At 64.2% G+C, this 21,849-nt stretch carries 14 protein-coding genes; 5 read left to right on the top strand and 9 right to left on the bottom strand.

Annotated elements, in window-relative coordinates; all coding sequences use genetic code 11:
* Positions 1 to 414: 414 nt before the first annotated feature.
* Genes DM374_RS28775 through DM374_RS28760 form a run of 4 tightly spaced genes read right to left on the bottom strand, consistent with a single transcriptional unit; the run spans position 415 to position 5,975 of the window.
* Positions 415 to 1,860: a curlin gene (locus DM374_RS28775; RefSeq protein WP_110972951.1), complete on the bottom strand. Its 1,446-nt coding sequence runs from the start codon at positions 1,858 to 1,860 to the stop codon at positions 415 to 417.
* A 17-nt stretch (positions 1,861 to 1,877) separates the two neighbouring features.
* Entirely contained in the window at positions 1,878 to 2,345 is a 468-nt protein-coding gene (locus DM374_RS28770; RefSeq protein ID WP_110972950.1) for a curlin, read from the bottom strand.
* A 16-nt stretch (positions 2,346 to 2,361) separates the two neighbouring features.
* Positions 2,362 to 4,593, bottom strand: a complete 2,232-nt coding sequence (locus tag DM374_RS28765) for an Ig-like domain-containing protein (protein ID WP_110972949.1) — start codon at positions 4,591 to 4,593, stop codon at positions 2,362 to 2,364.
* Between the two features lie 35 nt (positions 4,594 to 4,628).
* On the bottom strand, positions 4,629 to 5,975 hold the full coding sequence (locus DM374_RS28760; RefSeq protein WP_110972948.1) for a hypothetical protein: 1,347 nt from the start codon (positions 5,973 to 5,975) through the stop codon (positions 4,629 to 4,631).
* Between the two features lie 235 nt (positions 5,976 to 6,210).
* On the opposite strand from DM374_RS28760, the gene DM374_RS28755 reads away from it, so the two are divergent.
* From DM374_RS28755 to DM374_RS28745, 3 genes are all read left to right on the top strand, one after another.
* A complete protein-coding gene (locus DM374_RS28755; protein WP_110972947.1) occupies positions 6,211 to 7,665 on the top strand; it encodes a sensor histidine kinase in 1,455 nt (484 codons plus the stop codon).
* A gap of 123 nt (positions 7,666 to 7,788) precedes the next feature.
* Entirely contained in the window at positions 7,789 to 9,282 is a 1,494-nt protein-coding gene (locus tag DM374_RS28750) for a sensor histidine kinase (protein WP_110972946.1), read from the top strand.
* Positions 9,248 to 10,675, top strand: a complete 1,428-nt coding sequence (locus DM374_RS28745) for a sigma-54-dependent transcriptional regulator (protein ID WP_110972945.1) — start codon at positions 9,248 to 9,250, stop codon at positions 10,673 to 10,675. The genes DM374_RS28750 and DM374_RS28745 overlap by 35 nt, the downstream gene beginning before the upstream one ends.
* A 175-nt stretch (positions 10,676 to 10,850) precedes the next feature.
* Here DM374_RS28745 and DM374_RS28740 read toward each other — a convergent pair whose 3' ends face one another.
* From DM374_RS28740 to DM374_RS28725, 4 genes are all read right to left on the bottom strand, one after another.
* Positions 10,851 to 11,174: a hypothetical protein gene (locus DM374_RS28740; protein ID WP_110972944.1), complete on the bottom strand. Its 324-nt coding sequence runs from the start codon at positions 11,172 to 11,174 to the stop codon at positions 10,851 to 10,853.
* A gap of 92 nt (positions 11,175 to 11,266) precedes the next feature.
* The gene (locus tag DM374_RS28735; protein WP_110972943.1) at positions 11,267 to 12,463 is read right to left on the bottom strand and encodes a hypothetical protein; all 1,197 of its coding nucleotides are present in this window, start codon (positions 12,461 to 12,463) and stop codon (positions 11,267 to 11,269) included.
* A 96-nt stretch (positions 12,464 to 12,559) separates the two neighbouring features.
* Positions 12,560 to 13,021 (bottom strand): VOC family protein, encoded by a 462-nt coding sequence (locus DM374_RS28730; RefSeq protein WP_110972942.1) that lies wholly within the window; start codon positions 13,019 to 13,021, stop codon positions 12,560 to 12,562.
* Positions 13,022 to 13,248: 227 nt separating this feature from the next.
* Positions 13,249 to 14,868, bottom strand: a complete 1,620-nt coding sequence (locus DM374_RS28725; protein WP_110972941.1) for an NADP-dependent glyceraldehyde-3-phosphate dehydrogenase — start codon at positions 14,866 to 14,868, stop codon at positions 13,249 to 13,251.
* A 151-nt stretch (positions 14,869 to 15,019) separates the two neighbouring features.
* Between DM374_RS28725 and DM374_RS28720 the strand changes: the two genes are divergently transcribed.
* Positions 15,020 to 17,263 (top strand): bifunctional diguanylate cyclase/phosphodiesterase, encoded by a 2,244-nt coding sequence (locus DM374_RS28720; RefSeq protein WP_110972940.1) that lies wholly within the window; start codon positions 15,020 to 15,022, stop codon positions 17,261 to 17,263.
* A gap of 32 nt (positions 17,264 to 17,295) precedes the next feature.
* On the opposite strand, the gene DM374_RS28715 is transcribed toward DM374_RS28720, so the two are convergent.
* Positions 17,296 to 21,414: a leucine-rich repeat domain-containing protein gene (locus DM374_RS28715; RefSeq protein WP_110972939.1), complete on the bottom strand. Its 4,119-nt coding sequence runs from the start codon at positions 21,412 to 21,414 to the stop codon at positions 17,296 to 17,298.
* Positions 21,415 to 21,524: 110 nt separating this feature from the next.
* Here DM374_RS28715 and DM374_RS28710 point away from each other — a divergent pair, with 110 nt between their 5' ends.
* On the top strand, positions 21,525 to 21,719 hold the full coding sequence (locus DM374_RS28710; RefSeq protein WP_110972938.1) for a hypothetical protein: 195 nt from the start codon (positions 21,525 to 21,527) through the stop codon (positions 21,717 to 21,719).
* The last annotated feature ends 130 nt before the right edge of the window (positions 21,720 to 21,849 follow it).

Genomic DNA, 21,849 nt, shown 5'->3' with positions numbered 1-21,849 from the left:
CGGCAGCCAGGAGACCGGGTTATGGCGACCAGGCGCATGCCGATAGTTTTTCGGCGCTCTCAAGATCGAGCGCCGCCCGCGCGGCGCATCGCGAGCAAGCTCGCTCCTACATTTGTTGCAACGAGCCTATGTCTGTCAGGCCATGGTTGACCGCCTTGTTTGCAAGGCGCGGTAACGAGTCGACCTCAACAGCCTCCCCACGATTCATCGCCAAACGCCAAAGGCGGGTAACTCAACTCTCACAGACCATGGCACGTTGCAAAAAATGTAGGAGCGAGCTTGCTCGCGATGCGCCGCGCGGGCGGCGCTCGATCTTGAGAGCGCTAGAAAACTTCCGGCTAGCGCCTTCCACCCACCACACGGCAAAAAAAAGACCGCGACCAGCCCATCGCCAGCCGCGGCCAAGCGGGAATCTCACTGCTGCAGCACGCTGGCCTGGTTGCCAGTGCCGAACTGCTGAAGGGTCGCGGTCTGGTTCATGCCGCTCTGGTCCACCGTCGCCTGGTTGGCCGTCCCACCCTGGGTCACATAGGCGACATTGACCCCATCGGTCTGCTTGATACTCGCCTCGTTGCCCTGCCCATAAAGCTGCCAGGTGTAGCTCTGGTTACCACTGCCGCTCTGGTCGAGGGTCACGCTGTTGCCACTGCCGGTACTGCTACCGGTGGCGTAGTTGAGCGTGCCGCGCTGGTCGGCGATCAGCAGGTTGTCGCTGCCGTTCTGCTCGAAATACAGCTCGTTGTTGCTGTCGGCCTGGTCGATCCGCGCTTCGTTGTCCGTGCCGTTCTGGTTGAGGCGGGCCAACTGGTTGCCGCCGTTCTGGGTCAGGTTGGCGCTGTTGCCGGTGCCGTTCTGGTTGAGCTGGGCCCGTTGCTGGGTGCCGAACTGACCGCCCAGACGCTCGCCTTTCCAGTTGCTGGCAAGGATGCGGTTGCCGCTGCCGGTGGAGTTGACGCTGAGCTGGTGGCCGTCGCCGCTCTGGTAGCTGAAGCCGACGTTGCCTGAACCGGTCTGATACAGGGTCGCCACCGATTGCAGCGATTCGAACTGATCGACGTAGAAAGCGTTGAGGTCGCCGGCCTGGATCACGCTGGCCAGGTTGCTTTCGCCGAATGTCTGGTCGACCACGGTTTCGTTGGTCTGGCCGTACTGGGCGACGTTGGCCTGGCTGGACACCTGGGTGTCCTGCCAGACCTGCACGCTGTTCCAGCCGCCGCTCTGACCGATGTTGACCTCGCCACCCTGTCCCGAACTCTGCTCACCGTAGGCCCAGTTGCCTTCGCCGGACTGCTGGATGTTGATCTGGCCGTTTTCGTGGAGCATGTGTTCGGCGGCGCTGTCGTTGTCGTTGCCCATTTGCAGGGTTTGCGACTGGTTGGCGACGCCGCCGAACAGTTGCTCGGCGTAGGCGCGGTTGCCATTGCCGAACTGCTGCGTCACGGCCTGGCTGCCTTCCTGGGTGTCCTGGTAGATAAAGGAGAAGTTGCCGCTGCCGGACTGGATCTGGGTGGCCTGGTTCTCGTAGCCGATCGACTGGCTGGCGTGGGTGGTGTTGAGGCTGCCGGTCTGCTGCTGGTTGATCTGGCTGCCGGACTCGAACAACTGCTCGGCGTAACCGGCGTTGTACTCGCCCAGGTGCTGCTGCAGGATTTGCCCGGTGGCGCTGTCCTGCAGGCTGGCGGCGTTGTTGCCCAGGCCAGTCTGCTGTTGGCTGCTGGTGCTGTTGGGCGCGGCGAGTTGTTTGACCTCGGCGATGTTCTCGGTACCGAGCTGGTTCTGGTTCGACACGCTGTCGTCGGCCATGGCCTGGCCGGCAAGGGCCAGAACAATGGCGGCGCTTAAAGGAGCGAGCTTGAACATGGTGATGCCTCCAGGGTTTAGCGGTATTGGTTGACGGACACGTTCTGGCCATTGCCGGCCTGGACCACCGCGCTGGAGAGCCCGGTGCCGGTCTGCTGGATGGTCGCGTTGTTGCTGTTGCCGGCCTGGGAAATCTCGGCGCGGTTGTTGCTGCCGTTCTGCACGATGGCCGCCTGATTGCCCTGGCCTTGCTGGCTGATGGCAGCCATCAGGTCAGCGCCCTGTTGCAGGATCCAGGCTTCCTGGGCGCTACCGGACTGGACGATGGTGCCCAGCAGGTTCTGCCCGTTCTGCTCGATGGCGGCGCGGTTGATCTGGCCGTTCTGTTCGATCAGCGCATGCTGGCCTGACGGTGCCATCTGCGGCAGCAGCGATTCGCCAAGGTCGACGCCGGGTGCCAGGTCGGCGTTGTCCATCAGGTCGTCGGCCTGCGTGGCCTCGCCAAGCAGGGCCAGGCACAGCAGCAGTGGGGTCAGGCGCGGCATGCGGCGATCCTCCGGGTTACTGCACGGCAACCGGGACGGTACGCACCGTGCCCTGGCTGCTGCGGATGGTGGCGGTCGGGTTGGCGCTCGGCACGACGGTGGTGCTGTTGGCCACCACCAGCCGCCAGCGTCCGGTCACCGGCACCGTGGTGGTGCCGAGGGTCACCAGGCCACTCGGCGTGGTCACTTGCACGGTGATGGTGTTGCCGGTGGTCACCGAGGACGTTCCCGAGATATCCCAGTTGAAGCGGTTGTTGGAGCGGGCCTGGACCACTGCGGCGGTGACCGCGAAGGTTTCCTGGGCTGGTCGCGGCGACACTTGCACGCTCACCGTCGCCTGCCCCGACAACGCCCCCAGCGAATCGCGGATGGCATAGCTGAAGCTGGTGCTGAACGCGGTGGTGACGGTGGCCGGTGGTGTGTAGGTGACCTGATTGCCGGTGATCGCCACGCTGCCGCGTCCTGCGGGTGGCTGGGTCACGCTGGCGATGGCTAGTGGCAGGTTGCCTTCCGGGTCGCCGTCGTTGGCCAGCACGTCGATGGCCAGCGGCACGCCGAGGGTGGCGACGCTGTCGTTGACCGGCACGGGAGGCTGGTTCGGCGCGACCGCGATGGTCACGGTGGCCACCGCTGACTTCAGGCCTTTGTTGTCCTGGGCGCGGTAGCTGAAGGTGGCCTGCATCGGCGCGTTGACCACGGCGGGCGGGGTGTAGGTCACCGAGGTGCTGCCATTCAGCACCACGCTGCCCTGGCCGTTGGCCGGTTGGGTGAGGTCGGCGATGCTCAGCGGCAGGTCACCGTCCGGGTCGCTGTCGTTGGCCACCAGATTGAGGGTCAGCGGCACGCCGAAGCTGGTGCTGCCACTGTCGGCTACCGCCAGCGGGGCCTGATTGGCCACCGGCGCCGGTGCGCTGCCGACCACCTGCACCGGCTCGCTGTCGCTGCCGCCGGCGGCGGACTTAATGGTCACGCTGGCCGGTGGTTGCGCTAGGTCGTTGACCGTCAGGGTCTGCACGGTGCCGGACTTGGACAGGCGGCCGTAGCCCTGGGCGACCAGATCCGGCACCAGCACTTCGTCGCTGGAGCTGGCCTGCAGGGTCAGGCGTTTGTTGGCCCAGTCATAGCGGGCGGTCTGGATCTTCACCACGTCGCTGAGCTTGCTCGACAGCGAGGTCGGCCGGGTCGCGCCGGTCGGGCTGCTGGCGGTCAGGACCACCACGGCAGGCGGGGCGCCGGGCATCAGCCGTTGGCTGAAGAACAGGCCGTTGTTGTCCGCCAGCAGGTTGTACTGGCAGGGCGACGGCGGGGTGCCGGGCACCAGCGCGACGCTTTCGCGCAGGCACAGGCTGGCGCTGTTGGCCGAGCGGGCGAAGACTTCGACGCGACTGCCGGCGGCGGTGCGCCGGTAGGTGGCGCGGTCCAGTTCGGCGGCGGTCTGGGTGCGGGCATCCAGCACTTTGCCGGAGACGCTGAACAGGTTGGTCTGGATCGTCCCGGCCGGGCCCTGGATACGCACGAAGTTGGTGTTGTTGGGGCTGCCGATCACCGCTTCGGTGAGGTTCGGGTCGCCGACATAGGTTTCCGATGCCCCGGTGTCCGGGTTGATCTCGGTGTACGGCCCGTTGACGCTGCGCAGGAACGGCCCGATCGCGCCATTCAAGGCGCCGCTGAAATCGCCCGGCGCGCCGATGCCGATATCGCGGGTGATGTTGATCGCGCGGCGCCCGCCGTTGGCCACGGTGACGGTTTCGACGCCGTAGGGGTGGGTCACGGTGTAGGTGCCGGCGGTGGGCACCGAGGCGCGGATGCGGATGCGGGCGAAGCTCTGCTGGTCGCCGTCCACCGGGTTCTCGGCGGCAAACGCGGCTTCGATACCGGCGACGTAGACCTCCAGCTCATACCCGCTGTTGCCCACGGCGGGAATCGAGGTCTCGGCCAGGAACCAGAACATCTCCGGTGGCCAGTTGTCGGGGAACACCAGCGGCAGGGCGTCGTCGTAAATGCCCGGCTCAGGGAGCAGGGTGCACATGTAGTTGGGCGGGGTGGCCGCCGGCAGCCGCGAACTGGCGGCGCGCGACTGGCACAGCTCCAGCGACAGGTCGCCATCGTCCTGGTACCACATCGGGTAGCGCCCGGTGGCCAGGGTGTAAGGGCCGGGATCGACCGCGGCGAGTCCGGCCCAGGCGCTGTTGCCGAGGGTCAGGGTCAGTCCGGCGGCACACAGCGCCAGGCGGGGCCATCTGTTCATGTTGCCTCCTGCGGCGGGTCTTGGCGTGAATGCGTTCATGGCAGGATCACCACTTCTTCGCTGTCGCTGCCGCCATTGCTGCTGGTGACCGTGACGGTCGCCGGCGGGATCGGCGACAGGCCGGTGGTCAGGGTTTTCACCGCACCTTCGCCACCCAGCGCACCGATGGCGGCGCCATGGCCGGTGTGGGCGGTGAGGGTGGGTGGGGTGACTTCATCGCTGGTCGCGGCTATCAGGGTCAGTTGCCCGGAGCCGAGGCTGTACTCGGCGCGCTGGATCGTGACCAGGTCCACCAGCGCCAGGCTGGCAGTGGTCGGCGTACTGCTGGGGATCGCCGGGGTGTTGTCGGCCACCACGGTGAGCAGCGCCGGCAAGGTCGGGTTAAGCGCCGACTGCGCGTACCAGGCGCCGGTGTGGTTGGCCTCGCTCAGCGACAGGTTGGGGCTCTGGCTGGTCAAGGTGACCGTGGCAGGCTGCGGCGGCGCCTGGACGAACACGTCTTGCTGGGCCACCGGGTTGCCGCTGACCGTGCGCCGCGAGTAGGTGCTGCGCTGCGGGATCAGCGGGGTGGGCCGGTTGACGCTGGACAGCTTGCCGGACACCGAAAACACCTCGGTGCGCAGGTCCAGGCCGTTGGGCCCTTCGATGCGTACGTAGTTGGTGTTGAACGGGCTGCCGGTGACGGCTTCTTCCAGATTCGGGTCGCCGATGAAGCGCTCGCTGGCGCCGGTCAGCGGGTTGGTTTCGTTGTAGGGACCGTTGACGCTGCGCAGGAACGGTCCGACATCGCCTTTCAGCGCGCCGTTGTAGGTTTGCGGCGCGCCGATGCCGATGTCCCGGGTCATATTGATTGCCCGGCGTCCGGCGACCGGTACATCGAACACATCGACGCCGTAGGGGTGGGTGATCACGTAGGTGCCCGGCGTGGCCACATCGACGCGGATACGCACCCGGGCAAAGCTGACCTGATCACCGTCCACCGGCTCTTCGGCGGCAAAAGCGGCTTCGATTGCCGTGCCGAAGCTCAGATCGATACCGCGGGCGGCATCGACCAGGGTGGCATCGGCGGTGAACCAGAAGGCTTCATCGGGGAAGTTGCTGGGGAAGTTGATCGCCTGGGTGTCGTCGAACACCCCGGGGGTGGGCAACAAGGTGCACATGTACGAAGGCGCTGCGGCGGTGCCGGGCACCCGCGAGCTGACGGCCTTGGACAGGCACAGGTCGAGGACCCGGCCATGGCTGTCCTGATACCAGGCGGCGAAACCGCCGGTGGCGTGCAGGTAAGGACCCGGGTCGACATCGAACAGCGCCGCCTGAGCGGGCGCCTGGAGCAGGCCGGCCAAGACCAGCAAAGCCAGCGGATGGGGCGTTGGACGGTGCATGAGCGTATTCCTCTTGCAAGCGGGCCCAGGAAATTGGGTCGTCTGCACGAGCATCGGCAACATCCGTACCAGCGCGCCGAAAGCCTTGCCGGGCGTGGCTTGCAGCGAATTTTCCCGATTTTCCCCACTGCCGCCTGGCGGGGCACTGGCCCCAGCATTGGGGAATGTGGCGTGGGGCAGATTCCGCATTCATGGCATTGCGCTATACCTAAAGGCATCCGTCCGGGGATTCACCATGACCCTGCAGCCGCCCGCCGCCCAATCGCTGGAACATACCGTCCTCGACGGCGAAGGCGAGCGCCCGGCATTCAACCTGCTGCGCTGGTACGCGGTGGTGAGCCTGGCGGTGATTCTCAGCGTGGCGATTGGCCTGGGCCTGGTGTCCAGCCGTTTCATCATCAACGAGAGCGTCGAACGTGACGCGTTGCTCACCGCGCAGTTCATCCAGTCCATCGCCGAGGCGGAGGTGCGCCACGTCGCGGTGCCGAACATCCGCACCATGGGTGAATTGCTCGACCCGCGGCTGGACGCCTCGTTCAGCAACGTGCCGGCGCAGGTCCGGCAGATGGCCCGCTGGGAATTTCTCGACCATATCGCCCACTTGCCGGACATGCTCCTGGCCAATATCTACGCACCGGACCGCATGGTGATCTGGTCCAGCAACCCCGCGCTGGTAGGGCGCATGATCGAGTCCGACGACGACCTCGAACGGGCGTTCGACTACAAGATGCGCGTCTCGGCCAGCTACCACGACATCGACGACGCCCGCTCCGAGCAGAAATTCCTGGTGCCGCCGCAACGCCTGTTCATCGAGAACTACATTCCGCTGTTCGACACCAGCGGCGAGCAGGTCACCGCCATGGTGGAAATCTACAAGGAGCCCCGCGACCTGATCGCGCGGATCGAACGCGGCTTGCTGCTGCTCTGGCTCGGCACCGCGCTGGGCGCCGGCGCGGTCTATATCGGGTTGTTCCTGATCGTGCGGCGTGCGGCCAGGGTGCTGGCGGCGCAGCACAAGCAACTGGTGAACAACGAAACCTACGTGGCGCTGGGCGAGATGTCTTCGGCGGTGGCCCACAGTCTGCGCAACCCGCTGGCGAGCATCCGTTCCAGCGCCGAACTGGCCCAGGAGTTCGATGACGGCGCGGCGCAAAAGAACATCGCCGACATCATCGGCCAGGTCGATCGCATGTCGCACTGGGTCCGCGAGCTGCTGCAATCGCTGCGCCCGCTCAGCGACGAGGCCGAGCCGGTGGCGCTGGACGGCATCCTGCGCGAGTGCGTGCAGGCGCATGCCGCGCAGATCATCCGGGCGCGGGTCGAGGTGGAACTGGACGACCTTAGCGGTATTCGCGTGCTGGGCCAGCCGGTGATGCTGGCGCAGGTGTTCAACAGTTTGATCAGCAACGCCCTGGAAGCCATGCCTGAGGGCGGGCGGCTCAGCGTACGGGTTCAGGCCCGCACGCGGCGGCTGGTGAGCATCCGTCTGGCGGATACCGGCAAGGGCATGAGCAGCCAGCAACTGCGCATGGCCTTCAAACCGTTCTTCACCACCAAGCGCGGTGGGCTGGGCGTGGGGTTGGTGCTGGTGCGGCGGATTGTCGAGCGCTTTGGCGGCACGGTGAAACTGGGCAGCCGCGAGGGGCAGGGGACCTGGGTGACAGTGGCGTTGCGGCGGGTGAAAGGGTGATTGCACTGAGCGCAAAGGCAAATGGGCATCACCGTGCGTCGCACTGGCGGCACGACGGATACGCGCCACGGAGTGGCTGGGCTATAAGTTCCTGACACGGGCATCCTGCGAGGAAGCAGTCCGATGGTGCTGAACAGCGATGACGCGGCCGCGAGCGGCCCGCCCGATGCACGCCTTGCCCGGCACCAGCAGCCGTTCAACCTGCTGCGCTGGTTTTCGTTGGTCAGTCTGTTGATCATCGCTTCCGTGGCCGCTGCGCTGGGTTATGTCTCCACCCGGTTCGTGGTCAACGACAGCGTCGAGCGCGACGCGATGCTCACCGCCCAGTTCATCCAGGCCATGGCCCAGGCCGAAGTGCGCCATGCGCGGATTCCCGCCACTGTGACCATGGGCGAACTGCTCGACCCGCGCCTGGATGCCCTGCACCCGGGCCTGGACGCGTCGGTGGTGGCAGATGCGCGGATCGAGTTCCTCGACCATGTCGAGCACCTGCCCGACACACTGCTGGCGAATGTCTACGCCATGGACCGGACCATCGTCTGGTCGACCAACCCGCAACTGATCGGCCGCAAGATCGAGGGCGATGACGACCTCGATGAGTCTTTTGCCTCGCGCACACCGGTGTCGGCCAGCTACCACAAGGCCGCCGACGAGCGCGAGGAACAGCAGTTCGAGCGCGAGCCGCGCTACCTGTTCATCGAGAACTACATCCCGATGTTCGACGCTTCGGGCAGTCAGGTGGTGTCGATGGTCGAGGTGTACAAGGAACCCCAGGACCTGGTGCGGCGAATCCAGCGCGGCTACGTGCTGATCTGGAGCAGCAGCATTATCGGCGGCGTGCTGATTTACCTCGGGCTGTTCTGGATCGTCCGTCGTGGCGCCGCCATGCTCGCCTCGCAGCAACGCCGGCTGGTGGCCAGCGAGACCTTCGCTGCACTGGGCGAAATGTCCTCGGCGGTGGCCCACAGCCTGCGCAACCCGCTGGCCACCATCCGCTCCAGCGCCGAGCTGGCCCACGAGGTTGCCAGCGAGCCGGCGCAGAAGAACATCGCCGACATCATTGGTCAGGTCGATCGCATGTCGCGCTGGGTGCGTGAATTGCTGGTGTCACTGCGCCCAGCCAGCGATGAGGCCGAAGCGGTAGACCTGCTGGGCGCGATCGACGATGCCCTGGCGAGTTTTTCCGGGCAAATCGAGCGTTATCGGGTCGAGGTGATGGTCAACACACCGTTGGCCGCCAGCGTGTCGATCCAGCCGATGCTGCTGACGCAGATTCTCAACAGTCTGTTCGCCAACGCCCTGGAAGCGATGCCCAAGGGCGGCCGGCTAGGTATCGAGGTGACGCCGGAGCAGGGCGGCCGGCAATGGCGGATGGTCGTCAGCGACAGCGGCAAGGGCATGAGCCAGCAGCAGGAACGGATGGTCTTCAAGCCGTTTTTCACCACCAAACAGGGCGGCCTCGGGGTCGGCCTGGTACTGGTCAAACGCATCATGGAACGATTCGGTGGCTCGGTCAGCCTGACCAGCCGTGAGGAGGAAGGAACCCGTGTCAGCCTGATTTTCAATGTTGCCGGAGGGGACCATGGAACACAGCATCCTGCTGGTCGAGGACGATGAACTCCTTGCGCAGAACATCCAGACCTACCTTGAACGCAAGCAATTCGAAGTAACCGTCTGCCACAGCGCCGAAGACGCCCTGGAGCGTTTGCAACATATTCAGCCCGACGCGGTGCTGACCGACAACTCGCTGCCCGGCATGAACGGCCACGAGTTGCTGCGAACTCTGGTCGCCCAGGCCCCGGAGCTGAAAGTCATCATGATGACCGGCTACGGCAACGTCGAAGACGCGGTGGCGGCGATGAAGGAGGGCGCTTTCCACTACCTGACCAAACCGGTGGCATTGGCCGAACTCAAGCTGATGCTGGACAAGGCCCTGGCTACCGAGCGAATGGAGCGGACCCTGTCGTTCTATCAGGAGCGCGAGGCGTCAAAGTCCGGAATCCAGGCGTTGATCGGCGAGTCGCCGGCGATGCTCGGGCTCAAGCACACCGTGCGCCAGTTGCTCGATGCCGAGCAGCGCATGACCGGCGGCGACCTGCCGCCGGTGCTGGTGGAGGGCGAAACCGGCACCGGCAAGGAACTGGTTGCCCGCGCCCTGCATTTCGACGGGCCGCGCAGCAAAGGGCCGTTTATCGAATTCAACTGCGCCTCGATTCCGGCCAACCTGCTGGAAGCCGAGCTGTTCGGCCATGAGAAAGGCGCCTTCACCGATGCCCGCGAGCGCCGGGTCGGCCTGGTCGAAGCGGCCGACGGCGGCACACTGTTTCTCGACGAGATCGGCGAAATGGACCTGCTGCTGCAGGCCAAGCTGCTGAAACTGCTGGAAGACCGCACTATCCGCCGTATCGGCGCGGTCAAGGAGCGCAAGGTCAATTTGCGGATCATCAGCGCGACCAACTGCAATCTGGAGCAGATGGTGCAGCAGGGCCGGTTCCGCCGTGACCTGTTCTTCCGCTTGCGGATCATCTCGATCAAGGTGCCGCGGCTGTATGACCGTGGCGAAGACATCCTGATCCTGGCCCGGCATTTCCTCGCCCAACACGCCAAGCGCTACGGCAAGGGATCGTTGCGTTTCAGCGGTGAAGCCGAGGACTTGATGCTCAGTTATGGCTGGCCGGGGAACGTGCGCGAGTTGCGCAACATGCTGGAACAGACGGTGTTGCTGGCTGGCAGCGACGTGATCGGCCCGCAGCAACTGAATGTCTGCCCGAGTCTGGTGGAAGAGCCGTTGGCGATGCCTGCTGCGCCGACCTTCAACGCCCGGCCGCCGGCGGATCCGATGGAGTCGATGAACCTGCCGGAAGTGGAGCGCGACATGGTGCGCAAGATGCTCGACCGCACCGACTGGAATGTCACCAAGTCGGCGCGGTTGCTGGGGTTGAGCCGGGATATGTTGCGTTACCGGATTGAAAAACTGGGGCTGACCCGGCCGGATAAGCGGCAGTGGTGAAGATCTTATGCTGTGGGAGCGAGCTGTCTTTTGGGCCTGCTTCGCAGGCCTTCGCGAGCAAGCTCGCTCCCACAGGGTCGCGCCAAACGGCACATTTGTATGAGACACCGCTCAGATCAATGTGGGAGCGAGCTTGCTCGCGAAGGGCTGCAAAGCAGCCCCGGCGATTGCACCATCACTGCCCACTACCGGCCCCACCACCACCGGTATTACTACCACCCGTCCCATTGATCCCACCCTTGCCCACACCATTTTCCGCGCCGGTGCCATCAATGGCGTTAGGCTTGCTGCGATCGGTACCGTCAGTAGTCGCACCACCCTGACGTCCCGGATCACTGCCCTGGGTTCGGGGATCGGTGCCGTTGGGCATCGGCACGTCGGCGGCGTTGGTGCCAACGCCCGAAGACGGCGGATTCGGATTGGTAGGCCCGTTGTCAGCCAGGGCATGGGTGCCGAGCACGGCGCTGAACAGCAATACGGCAAAGGCAGAGCGCTTCATGGTCAAACTCCTTTTCGCGGGGATACCTGGCATTGGGCCGCTCCCTCACAGAAGGGTGCGATCCGGATTATCCCCGCGGCGACCAGCGGCGCTTACTCGCGCCCGCGCATGAAAAAGCCCGCTACGTACTTGCGGAAGGTTTCGAGGCTCTTGAAGTCGGCATAGCGGCGGAAGTTCTCCACCTCTGGCTCCGGCCCCAGCGGCTGTTCGGTCAGGGACACCGAGAGCACCCGGTCCTGGTCGGAACTGAGCACCAGCTCATCCATCACCTGACCGCCAATCACCGGCCGGCGCATGATCACCCGCACGCCCTTGCTGGCCATCCAGTCGATCAGTGACACCAGCATTTTCAGGGGCTCGCGCTCTTCGTCGCGGTACACCGGAAACAGGTGCCCGCGGGACAGCACCGGCACGCTGGCGACATGGATCAGTTCGTAGAAATGGCTACCGGCGTTGGCCGGCGAGTAGATCGCCAGGGCCAGTAGCGGGCCGGGCGTGCGGCTGCCACCCCAGAGCAGGTGGTGGCCCTGGAAGTCGAAGCCGTCTTCGCTGCGTTCGTTGTAGACCTTGCGCCCCTTGATCTGGCTGACGCAGTCCAGCAGCAGGCCGTGGCGACGGTGGTTGCCGAACACCGTGGACTCCCGCAGGCGCGCCTTGAGCATCATCATGTGCTTCATGTCGAGGCGGGTTTCCAGGTAGTTGCTGGCCGGCACCCGGTCGATCAATGGGTAGCGTCCGGCCACGCCGCGCAGCTCGGCGAACTGGCCGGTGAGGTCCTTTTTCAGGTGGGTGGCGTAGACGTTCAGGCCGCTGGCCTCGATCAGCGTCAGCAGCAGCGACAGCACGCGATGCTGCTCGCGCTTGTCGCTCGCGCCAGTGCTGCCGTTGCCGGACTCATCGCTGCCGGCGCGGCGAAAATCGCCAATCAGCCGCAGCGGGGTATCCGGGGCCAGCCAGGCGGCGGGCGGGGTATCGGGATTCTCGCTATCGCCGGCTTCGCGCTCGTCCTTGCTGAACGGGCAGTCAGCGGCGTGCTCGGCGGTGCCGGGGTTGTTCTTCAGGAACAGTGTGCCGGTGTGGCTGTTGAGGGTGACATTGAGCACCGGCATGGTTTTCGCCTGACAGTCACAGGCCAGCCAGTGACCGGCGGCGCGGACCTTCATCAGCATCTGGTTGGCCTGCAACAGGCGCGGGCCTTCCAGGGTGCCGCGGTTGAAACCGCGCAGAAGGTCGTCTTCAGCGGGAGTGAGGGTGCGCACCAGGGTGGCGTTTTTTTCGATTATTCGCATTGCCCATTCCATGAGGGACTGCTTTGCAGCCCATCGCGCCTAACCGTCGCGATGGGCCGCTGAAGCGGTCCCGGCACACTATCAAAAAGCCGGGGATCAGCCACCAAACAACTTCGCTGCCCGGGCCCGGATTTCTTCCACCGTGAGGTCTTCCTTGTGGGTGGAAATGAACCACAGGTTACCGAACGGATCCTTCAAGGTGCCACTGCGGTCGCCGTAAAACTGGTCCTGCACTGGATTGACCTCGGTGGCGCCGGCCTTGATCGCCTGGGCGTAACGGGCGTCGACGTCTTCGACGTAGAGGTGCAGCCCTACGGAAACACCCGGTTGCGACTGGCTGCTGACCAGCGCCGCCTGGTCGCACGGCTCGGCCAGCATGATCGACGAGTCGCCGATTTTCAGTTCGGCATGGCCGATGCGGCCGTCCGGGCCTTCGAGACGGAACATCTCGACGGCGCCGAAGGCGGCCTTGTAGAAATCGATGGCGTTGTGCGCGTCCTTGATGCCCAGGTACGGCGTGATGCTGTGGGCACCTTCGGGAATGGGTTTTGCGGTCATTGCGTGTTCCTCCTGTAGCCAATGCCAACGGACGACCCGGGCAAGATGCCCGGGCGTATCGCTGTATGTTTGTACAGGAATGGAAAAAGCGCAAATCCGTCGCCGCTTGCGCTGGACGGATGGTTAGCGATGCGCCAAACGGTCTTTGGAAACGGTATCTACATATCTCGCAGGCAATCGCAGATCGTCAGCCGCTTGCGCTCCCACAGTTTGTAGACACTCAAGCCTTAGAAGATGTAATCGGTAGTCAGGAAACTCGACTGGCGGTTGCGGATGATTTCGCTGATCAACTGCTTGTTGTTGTCCTGGAAGCGCGTGGCCACCAGCGTGCGGATGGAAAACACCCGCAGTGCATCGTGGACCGAGAGGGTGCCTTCGGCGGAGTTCTTGCGGCCATTGAACGGGAACGTATCGGGACTGCGCTGGCATTGGGCGTTGATGTTGATCCGCCCAACCTGGTTGGCGAAGGTGTCCACCAGCCGGCCGATAGCCTCCGGGTCATTGCCGAACAGGCTCAATTGCTGGCCGAAATCCGAGTCCAGCACGTAGTCGACCACCGTTTGCAGGTCGCTGTAGGGCACCACGGGCACCACCGGGCCGAACTGCTCTTCGTGGTAGACACGCATCGCCGGGTTCACCGGGTAGAGCAGCGCGGGGTAGAAGAACGAGCCGCGGCTCTGCCCGCCGCCGGGGTTGAGCACCTGCGCGCCATGACTGACGGCGTCGCTCACCAGGCCGTTTAGGTAATCGATCTTGCCCGGCTCTGGCAGCGGTGTCAGGGCCACGCCCGGGGTCCAGGGCATGCCGGGCTTGAGGGCGGCGAGTTTGGCCTGGAATTTTTCCAGGAAGCTGTCGACCACCTGTTCATGGACGAAGAGGATCTTCAGCGCGGTGCAGCGCTGGCCGTTGAACGACAGCGCGCCGGTAATCGACTCGCTGACCGCGTTGTCGAGGTCGGCGTCGGGCAAGACGATGCCCGGGTTCTTCGCATCGAGGCCGAGGGCGGCGCGCAGACGGTGCGGGCGCGGGTGGAGCTTTTTCAGGTCGCTGGCCGCCTTGTTGGTGCCGATGAAGGCGAACACGTCGATCTTGCCGCTGGCCATCAGTGCGCTGACGGTTTCGCGGCCACGGCCATAAATGACGTTGATCACTCCGGCCGGGAAGCTGTCGCGGAAGGCTTCGAGCAGCGGCCGGATCAGCAGGACGCCGAATTTGGCCGGTTTGAACACCACGGTGTTGCCCATGATCAGCGCCGGGATCAGGGTGGTGAAGGTTTCGTTCAGCGGGTAGTTGTAAGGGCCCATGCACAGCGCCACGCCCAGCGGGGTGCGGCGGATCTGGCCGAGGGTGTCCTGTTCCAGTTCGAAGCGGCTGGAGCGGCGGTCCAGTTCCTTGAGGGCACCGATGGTGTCGACGATGTAATCGCAGGTGCGATCGAATTCCTTTTCGGCGTCCTTGAGGTTCTTGCCGATTTCCCACATCAGCAGCTTGATCACCGCCTCGCGTTGCAGGCGCATGCGCCCGAGGAATCCTTCGACATGACGAATGCGCTCGGCCACGCGCATCGTCGGCCAGGCGCCGCGGCCCTTGTCGTAGGCGTGCACGGCGGCGTCCAGGGCGGTGAGGGCGGTGTCGGCATCGAGCAGCGGGGCGCTGCCGAGGATCACCTGACGCTCTTCATTGCCTTCGCGTAGCCAGACCGGGCTGCGTACTGTGGCCAGCGGGCCGTCCCAACGGCGCAGTTCGCCGTTGACCAGGTAATCGCGCTGCTCCAGCGGCTCACCCAGGCGGTACGCCTCGGGAATGTCCTCGGCAGTGGGAAACAGCGAATCCAGCAGACGATCCATGGCACAACACCTCGTTGTTCTTCGTAGGGTGAAACGGATAGATGAAGCGTTTCAGCCGAGAATAAACCCAGGCCGCAAAAAAAAGCCAGCCCGCCTCAACATTGCCGTTCGTCCGCCGATAAGCAGTAATCAGATGCAAGCAGTTCGGCGTATGACGACAAGAATTCTCGCCCTCGAAGCCCCCCGCAGCCTACCCACCAGCGTGCGTTCTACCGCTTATCGCCTGCTTCCCATTGGCTTTGCCGTGATTGGCATCGGTCTGTCCATCGCCCTCGGCCGACTGGACGTGCAGCGTCAGGAAAGCGAAATGATCGCGACGGCGAGCATGCGCCTGTCCGGTATCCGCGCGAGCCTCGAGGCGCAGATGCGCTCGGCGTTTGGCGAGACTGAAGGGATAGCACAGTTGCTCAGTGCCGATGGGGATATTTCGCCCGGGCATTTTCACGACATGGCGAGTCAGGCCATGGAGTCGGTGCGCTATATCCGCCACATCTCGCTGGCGCCCAATGACGTCATCGCCGACGTCTACCCGCTGCACAACAACGAAAGCATCCTCGGCCTGAACTACCGGACGCTGCCGGAGCAATACCCGCTGGTGCAGCGCGCCCGCGACAGTGGCGAACCGGTGCTGGCGGGGCCGGTCCAGCTTTATCAGGGAGGACGGGCGCTGATCTATCGGCGTCCGGTATTCCTCAAGGGCCACAAAGGTGTGCGCCTGTACTGGGGCAATGTCTCGGTGGTGGCGGATATCGACAGCCTGCTGCGCGCCTCCGGGGTTGGCGAGGACGCCAGCTTCCACCTGGCATTGCGTGGTGGTGACGGCGAAGGCGCGGCCGGGGCGATGATCTGGGGCGAGCCGGCGATGTTCAAACAGCCTTCAGTGACACTCAATGTCGATGTACCCGGTGGCATCTGGCAACTGGCGGCGACCCCGCGTGAGGGCTGGTCGTCCATGAGCCTGTTCAGTTCGCCGCTGTTTCTGTTCGCCTTGGCCACCACCGGGCTGTTCAGCCTGTTCGTCGCCCAGTTGAACCGCAGCAACCGCCTGATCAACTTGCGCAACGGCGAACTCAAGCATTCCCAGGCGCAACTTGAACACCTGGCGCATTTCGATGCGGTCACCGGCCTGCCCAATCGCGTGCTGTTCCAGCACCGTCTGCAACAGGCGCTGGCCGCGCCGAAGGTGCAACTGGCGGTGCTGGTGCTGGACATCGACGGCTTCAAGCTGGTCAACGACAGCCTCGGCCATGACCTTGGCGATCTGTTGCTGGCGCAGGCCGCGCAGCGGCTGAAGGACGGTGTCGGGATCGATGACACCATCTGCCGGCTTGGCGGTGACGAGTTCGCCTTTATCCTCACCCGCATCAGCGCGCCGGCACAGGCTTGCCAGGTGGTGGATGGCCTGCTGCGCGCCTTGCAGCAGCCGTTCGACCTCAAGGGCAACGCCGCGCTGGTCACCGGCAGCATCGGCATCGCCGTGGCCCCGGAACACGGGCACAGCGCCGAAAGCCTGCTGCGCCATGCCGACACTGCGATGTATGCGGCCAAGGAAAGCGGGCGCAATGCCTGGCGCCTGTATCACGGCGATATGACCGAGCGCCTGCAACAGCGCCTGGCCCTTGAACGGGCGCTGCGCCGCGCGCTGGAGCAGCATGAATTCGAACTCTGGTACCAGCCGCGCATCGACCTGTTCAGCGGTCGGGTCGAAGGCGCCGAGGCGCTGTTGCGTTGGCGTGACCCGCAGAAGGGGCTGATCTCGCCGCTGGACTTCATTCCCCTGGCCGAGCGCACCGGGCTGATCATTCCGCTGGGTGAGCACGTGCTGGAACTGGTCTGCGCGCAGGTCCGCAAGTGGCGCGACCGCGAGTTGTTGCCTGGGCCCATCGCGATCAACGTGGCGGCCTTGCAGATCGAACGCAGCGACTATGTGCGCAGTCTGACCGAGGCCCTGGAGCGCCATGACCTGAGCCCGAACCTGCTGGAAGTGGAGATCACCGAAAGCCTGCTGATGGAGAGCCAGCAGCATGCGTGCGATGTGCTGGCACGCTTGCAGGCCCTCGGCGTAGCCACGGCGGTGGACGACTTCGGCACCGGTTACTCGTCGTTGGCGTACTTGAAATCGCTGCCGATCAATCACCTCAAGATCGACCGCGCCTTCATCAAGGACCTGCCCCACGGCGTCAACGATGTGGCGATCACCCGCGCAATCATCGACCTCGGCCATGCCTTGGGCTACCGCATTACTGCCGAAGGTATCGAGACTCACGCCCAGCATCAGTTCTTGCGCAATGCCGGCTGCGATCACGGCCAGGGCTACCTGATCGGCCGGCCGATGCCGGCCGACCTGTTCGAGCATTGGTTGGCGGGAGAGCGTTTCACTGCTGTGGAGTATTGAGTGCCCGGCCAGTGCGGCTGGCCGGGGACGGGTTACCAGCGGGTCTGGGTACCGTCGGCAATGCTGCGGGTCAGATCGTCCATAAGGCGCACTTGGTCCAGGTTGAACTGGCGGTGGAGGCGGTTAGCTTCGATCAGGTAGTCACCCTCGTTCATCTGGGCTTCGGCCGTTTGCAACAGTGCCTCGGCGTGTTCCTGCAACTGAGTGAAATCGTCTGCATAGCGCTGACGCAAGTGGTCGACCCAGAACGCGTAGACATAATCGCCATTCGGGCGTTCGCCCCACAAGGCATTGCGCCCGGCTACGGTACCCGGATTGAGCTCCAGCAGGCGCTCATGAAGTTGTGTGGTCCACTGAGCGTCGAGTGATTGCAAACGCCCGCCGCCGAATTGGGTAGATACCGCTTCGCTTTCCATAGGCGCGAGACGCAGGGGGATTCGCGGATCGGCAGCGATGCGTTGCAGCGTGCGGGCGCGGAAGGTTTCGAGTTCGAGATCGGTCATGACCGGGAACTTCAGCCGTAGTGCCTCGGAGACGGTCTGATAGCGAATGGCAGCCACAGCCACACCCAGGAGGTGCTCTGTCTGCTGGCGAGCGGTGGGATGCATCCCCGGAAACACTACCGCTTCGTTGAGGTCGGCGGCCATCTCGAACGTCAGCAGGTTCTGTGCCTGGATCGAGGTCGCAGATTCCTGTGCCAGAGGGGTCTGCAGCCAGCGCAGCATGAACCAGAATCGACGGCGGGTACAGGCAGGACTCACGCGGAAGGTGGCGGATTCTGCCAACAACCGCAAGTCGCGGCGATACTGCAGGGGCAAGGTGCGACTGACCCGCTGCCAGCACTCCAGGGTCTGCGCATCGGCGTTTTGCAGCAGTTCCGAATAGTGGTTCTCCGGCACCATCAAGTCGATGCCGGTGACGCGGAAGTGCGTTTCGATCTGTATCAGTGCATCCGCGTTGAGCGGGTTGTACTCAAGGTTCAAGGCCTCTTGCGCCGCACGGCTCATGTCCAGTGGCGTGGGCAACTCAGTGATCAGGTTGGCCGAAAGTTCCAGGTTTTCCAGTTGCTGCGCCAGGCCGAGGCCGGGCGGAAAGTGTTGTAGATCGGTATCGAACAGTCCTAGCTCACGCAGGTTCGGGAGCCTGCTGATGTCTGGTGGACTACCAAGGGGATTGCCGGCAAGTTTGAGCGCTTGCAGCGCCGGGCATTGTTCCAGGGCACGTTGCGAAGCCGGGCCCCAGGCGATCTGGTTGTCGGTGAAATCCACCTCGGTCAATTGCCGGCCCAGACCCTCCGGGAACTGCTTCAGATGGGTGGCCACGGCCCACACGCTGTGTAGCGAAGGCAACTGGCGGATCAGCAGGTCGGGCAGTTCGTTGAGTTCGTTGCTGCCCAGGTTTAGCTCATTGATATGCGTGTAGGCCTCGCTCAGATGAGGAAAGTCAGCGAAGTCGGCATCGACCAGACCCAGGCCGGCGAGATCAAGGGTTGATGGGGCATTGGACAGGTGCTGCCAATTGGCAAGGAGGTTTTCCCGGATTTGAGTGCGCCCCGGGAGGCCATTCGCCCATTGCCCCAGTGTAGTGCGCAGGTATTCGAGCTGTCGTTCCAGGGCACGTATCTCCAAGTGTGGATACCGCTCAGCGGCGTGCCATTGCGCCAGTTGCGCCCGGGCAGATGCTTCGCTGGCCTGTGGGTACAACTGGCGGTAGCGAGCGATCAGCGGGTCGTTGGTCACGTTGGGCGGCGGGTAGGCCCCCGGTCGGTCGAAACCGCCTAGCAGGCGACCTTGGTCAGCCCAGCCGTAATCCTGCCCGGACCACAGCCAGCGCTGGGTGCTTTCACGGTCCCTCTGGGCGTTTTCGGCAATCCGCTCTTTGAGCGCCTCGGTATCACCGTTGAATTCGGGCATGGCCTGGGCCAAGGCTTCGAACACGTCCTCGGTCACCGCCTGTGGCTGGCCGTCCAGCACAGCACGGTAGCCATCGGCGATTTTCACGATCAGGCGCAGGTCGCCGGCCTGGCGCTCGCCGGCCCGTTCCAGCAACGGGCCGGAGATGTCGCCGCCGCGCAACTCAAGCCGGGCATCGGCGGGCCAGGCGCTGTCCCGCGGCAGGCTCCAGAGGGCCAGGCGGTCGCTGGATATGCATCGACGCTGCGACAGGTAAAGGCCGTCGAGGGCGGCGTCGAGCGGGTGCTCGGCCGGTTTGCCGCCGCGCAAGCGCTGCAACGTGTCGAATAAGCGGACAGGAACAGGTTTTTTCCGTAGGTGAATGTCCAGCAGGTCATCGCGGCTGATGCCACTGATCCGGCTGGCGATTTCCAGCTCTTGATCGCTGTAGCCATCGAGCCGATGACCGATGCGTCGCAGCAGCGTGGCCCGCGACCAGTTCTGCGGTGTCTCGTGGGCGAGACGCCAGGCGCCCTGGCCGTTGTGTTCGAGGATCGGCTGGAAGGCATGCGGGTCGTCCGGATGGACGATCCGCCAGCGCTCGCCGTCTGCATGCGGGGTGATCTGGTAATGCGCATCCTCCAGCGACATAGAGTGACGGCCGTCGACGACGCCCTTGCCCAGTGAGTCGAGGCCAGCATCGTACCTGGGCGCTTGCACCTTGTAGGGAGTGAGGTCGGCATTCCACAGGCGGATGCCGCCGTCGGGACGCACGACTTCCAGGAGTTTTCCGGTGAAGCTGCTGGCATAGTGAAACCCTACGCCGCCGGCCACTGCCATGACGCCGTCCATAGCTACCGCCTTGACGCTGGACAGGGCGGCGTCGATATCACCCTGGCGCCACGACTGCACGCCTTCATAGACGGTATCGAGGACTTGCGCGACGAACACAAGCGTCATCAATTGCCCGGCGGCAGGGATGAAGAACGCGGCGGCGCCCAGCAGGTCCAGCCCGAGCGACTCCCAGTGCTGCAGGCGTTGCTTGCGCGCCGCTTCGTCGGTATCGGCGCTGGGGACCGCCAATTGCCGGGCTTCGTTGAGCAGGCGCCGGTGGTGTCGGTCCTGCAGGTAGCCGAACAATTCGTCGTCGATCGCCCCCTGATTCCAGTGCAGATCCGTATCGACGTCGGCGTGCCACAGGGTCTCGCGTTCGCTGGCGAGGGTTTGCCCGGTGAGATTGCGCTGCAGGACGCTGGCGAAATGCTGCGCCTTGTCCTGCTGGATGAAACCCATGAAGCGGCGGCGAAAGGCTGGCTGGCACAGGCGCCGCACCAGGGCGCGCTGGCAGGCGCCGGGTGTGGGGTAGCGGGTCAGGGCGCCGTCCTCGACCCCCGGCAGATAAAGCAGCACGGCCACCGAGTCGCGGGCCGGATGGATCAGTACCGCGTCGAGAATATCAATGCCGAACAGGCTCAGATTGTGACAGCGCGGCCAATCCTGGCCGGGTTGTGGGGGGCTTTCACTGAGCAGAGAATGGATCCGTTCACAATCATCACGCAGGTTGTAACAGAGGCGGGCGATCAGCAGGTCCAGATGAAATTGTTGCTTGCGCGCTTCGATTGCCAGGCTGCGCACCTGCTCCCGGCCCAGCAGGTCGTCGAGGTGTTGCTGATAGCGTTGACCGAGGTCCAGGGCGTGGCATTCGCTGGCGAACTGCTGCGCACTGAACGGCAGTGCGGTGTAGTGATAGCGCGGGTACCCCAGATGTGAACCGACGGAGAACTCACCGTCGATTGCCACGCTTTCCGGTTGCCACTCCAGGTCCTGCGGGAAGTTTTGCAGCGCTGCTTGCAACAGCGGTTCGACCTGATGGTTCAGCTCGGCCTGCGTCAGCATCCAGTTCCAGTCGCGGCTGAAACGCACCAGCTTCAACTGGCCCAATTCGCGTTGTACGCCAAACGCACTGTGCAGGCGTTCTTCAAGCAAAGGCGCGGCAAAGTCCGGGATTGGCTTGAGGTCTTGCATCGCCTTGGCCAGGGCGAAGGTCGAGGCACGCAGGCTGTGCTGCGTCTGCTCGAACTCTTCGCGTAGCGTGGGCAGGGCGTTGAGCACCCAGGGCTTTTGGCTGACATCGCTGAAATACTGCAGGCGATCGAGCTGATCGGCATTCAGCTGGCTCACCCAGCCCGGTAGACGCTCTTTGATCACGTGTTGATGGAAGTCGTAGGTGTTGGAAACGCTGGAAGGGGGGCGTGGCATCACGTGCACTCCATGTAATGGAGCGCAAGTACACTGCGCGGCGTAGATGGAGAGGTGGCAAATAGTTATCTATGGTTTGAGCAATACTTTGTCACTCGAGGATATCGATCATGGCCCTGATCAGCCGCGAAGTCTGGTGGTTCGAACCGCCCAAGCCGGGGCAGACCGAAGCCGACCTGCGCTGGGGCTTCCTGGAAATCCATAGCGATGGACCGCCGCGTTTCGTCGATGAGCGTCCCACCGACCGGCAGATGGCCGAGCGCAAGAGCTGCCGGCATTTTCCCCAGCTCGGTGAGGGCGATTAGGCGCGGTACGAAATGTATCCGAGCTCGCCTTGCCTGACCTTCGCGAACACATCCAGTACAGCGCCCCCGCCTGTCCTTTTTGCACAAAGACAGGCCCGACCTGATATTTCTGTCAGTTGCGCGCTCGATT

The organism is Pseudomonas huaxiensis, assembly GCF_003231275.1.
Classification (GTDB): domain Bacteria; phylum Pseudomonadota; class Gammaproteobacteria; order Pseudomonadales; family Pseudomonadaceae; genus Aquipseudomonas; species Aquipseudomonas huaxiensis.
This window is presented reverse-complemented; position numbering and strand designations above follow the sequence as displayed.

Excerpts from the sequence above, each read along its gene's own strand:
- DM374_RS28775 (WP_110972951.1), bottom strand. The coding sequence starts at position 1,860 with ATGTTCAAGCTCGCTCCTTTAAGCGCCGCCATTGTTCTGGCCCTTGCC.
- DM374_RS28770 (WP_110972950.1), bottom strand. The coding sequence starts at position 2,345 with ATGCCGCGCCTGACCCCACTGCTGCTGTGCCTGGCCCTGCTTGGCGAG.
- DM374_RS28765 (WP_110972949.1), bottom strand. The coding sequence starts at position 4,593 with ATGAACAGATGGCCCCGCCTGGCGCTGTGTGCCGCCGGACTGACCCTG.
- DM374_RS28760 (WP_110972948.1), bottom strand. The coding sequence starts at position 5,975 with ATGCACCGTCCAACGCCCCATCCGCTGGCTTTGCTGGTCTTGGCCGGC.
- DM374_RS28755 (WP_110972947.1), top strand. The coding sequence starts at position 6,211 with ATGACCCTGCAGCCGCCCGCCGCCCAATCGCTGGAACATACCGTCCTC.
- DM374_RS28750 (WP_110972946.1), top strand. The coding sequence starts at position 7,789 with ATGGTGCTGAACAGCGATGACGCGGCCGCGAGCGGCCCGCCCGATGCA.
- DM374_RS28745 (WP_110972945.1), top strand. The coding sequence starts at position 9,248 with ATGGAACACAGCATCCTGCTGGTCGAGGACGATGAACTCCTTGCGCAG.
- DM374_RS28740 (WP_110972944.1), bottom strand. The coding sequence starts at position 11,174 with ATGAAGCGCTCTGCCTTTGCCGTATTGCTGTTCAGCGCCGTGCTCGGC.
- DM374_RS28735 (WP_110972943.1), bottom strand. The coding sequence starts at position 12,463 with ATGCGAATAATCGAAAAAAACGCCACCCTGGTGCGCACCCTCACTCCC.
- DM374_RS28730 (WP_110972942.1), bottom strand. The coding sequence starts at position 13,021 with ATGACCGCAAAACCCATTCCCGAAGGTGCCCACAGCATCACGCCGTAC.
- DM374_RS28725 (WP_110972941.1), bottom strand. The coding sequence starts at position 14,868 with ATGGATCGTCTGCTGGATTCGCTGTTTCCCACTGCCGAGGACATTCCC.
- DM374_RS28720 (WP_110972940.1), top strand. The coding sequence starts at position 15,020 with ATGACGACAAGAATTCTCGCCCTCGAAGCCCCCCGCAGCCTACCCACC.
- DM374_RS28715 (WP_110972939.1), bottom strand. The coding sequence starts at position 21,414 with ATGCCACGCCCCCCTTCCAGCGTTTCCAACACCTACGACTTCCATCAA.
- DM374_RS28710 (WP_110972938.1), top strand. The coding sequence starts at position 21,525 with ATGGCCCTGATCAGCCGCGAAGTCTGGTGGTTCGAACCGCCCAAGCCG.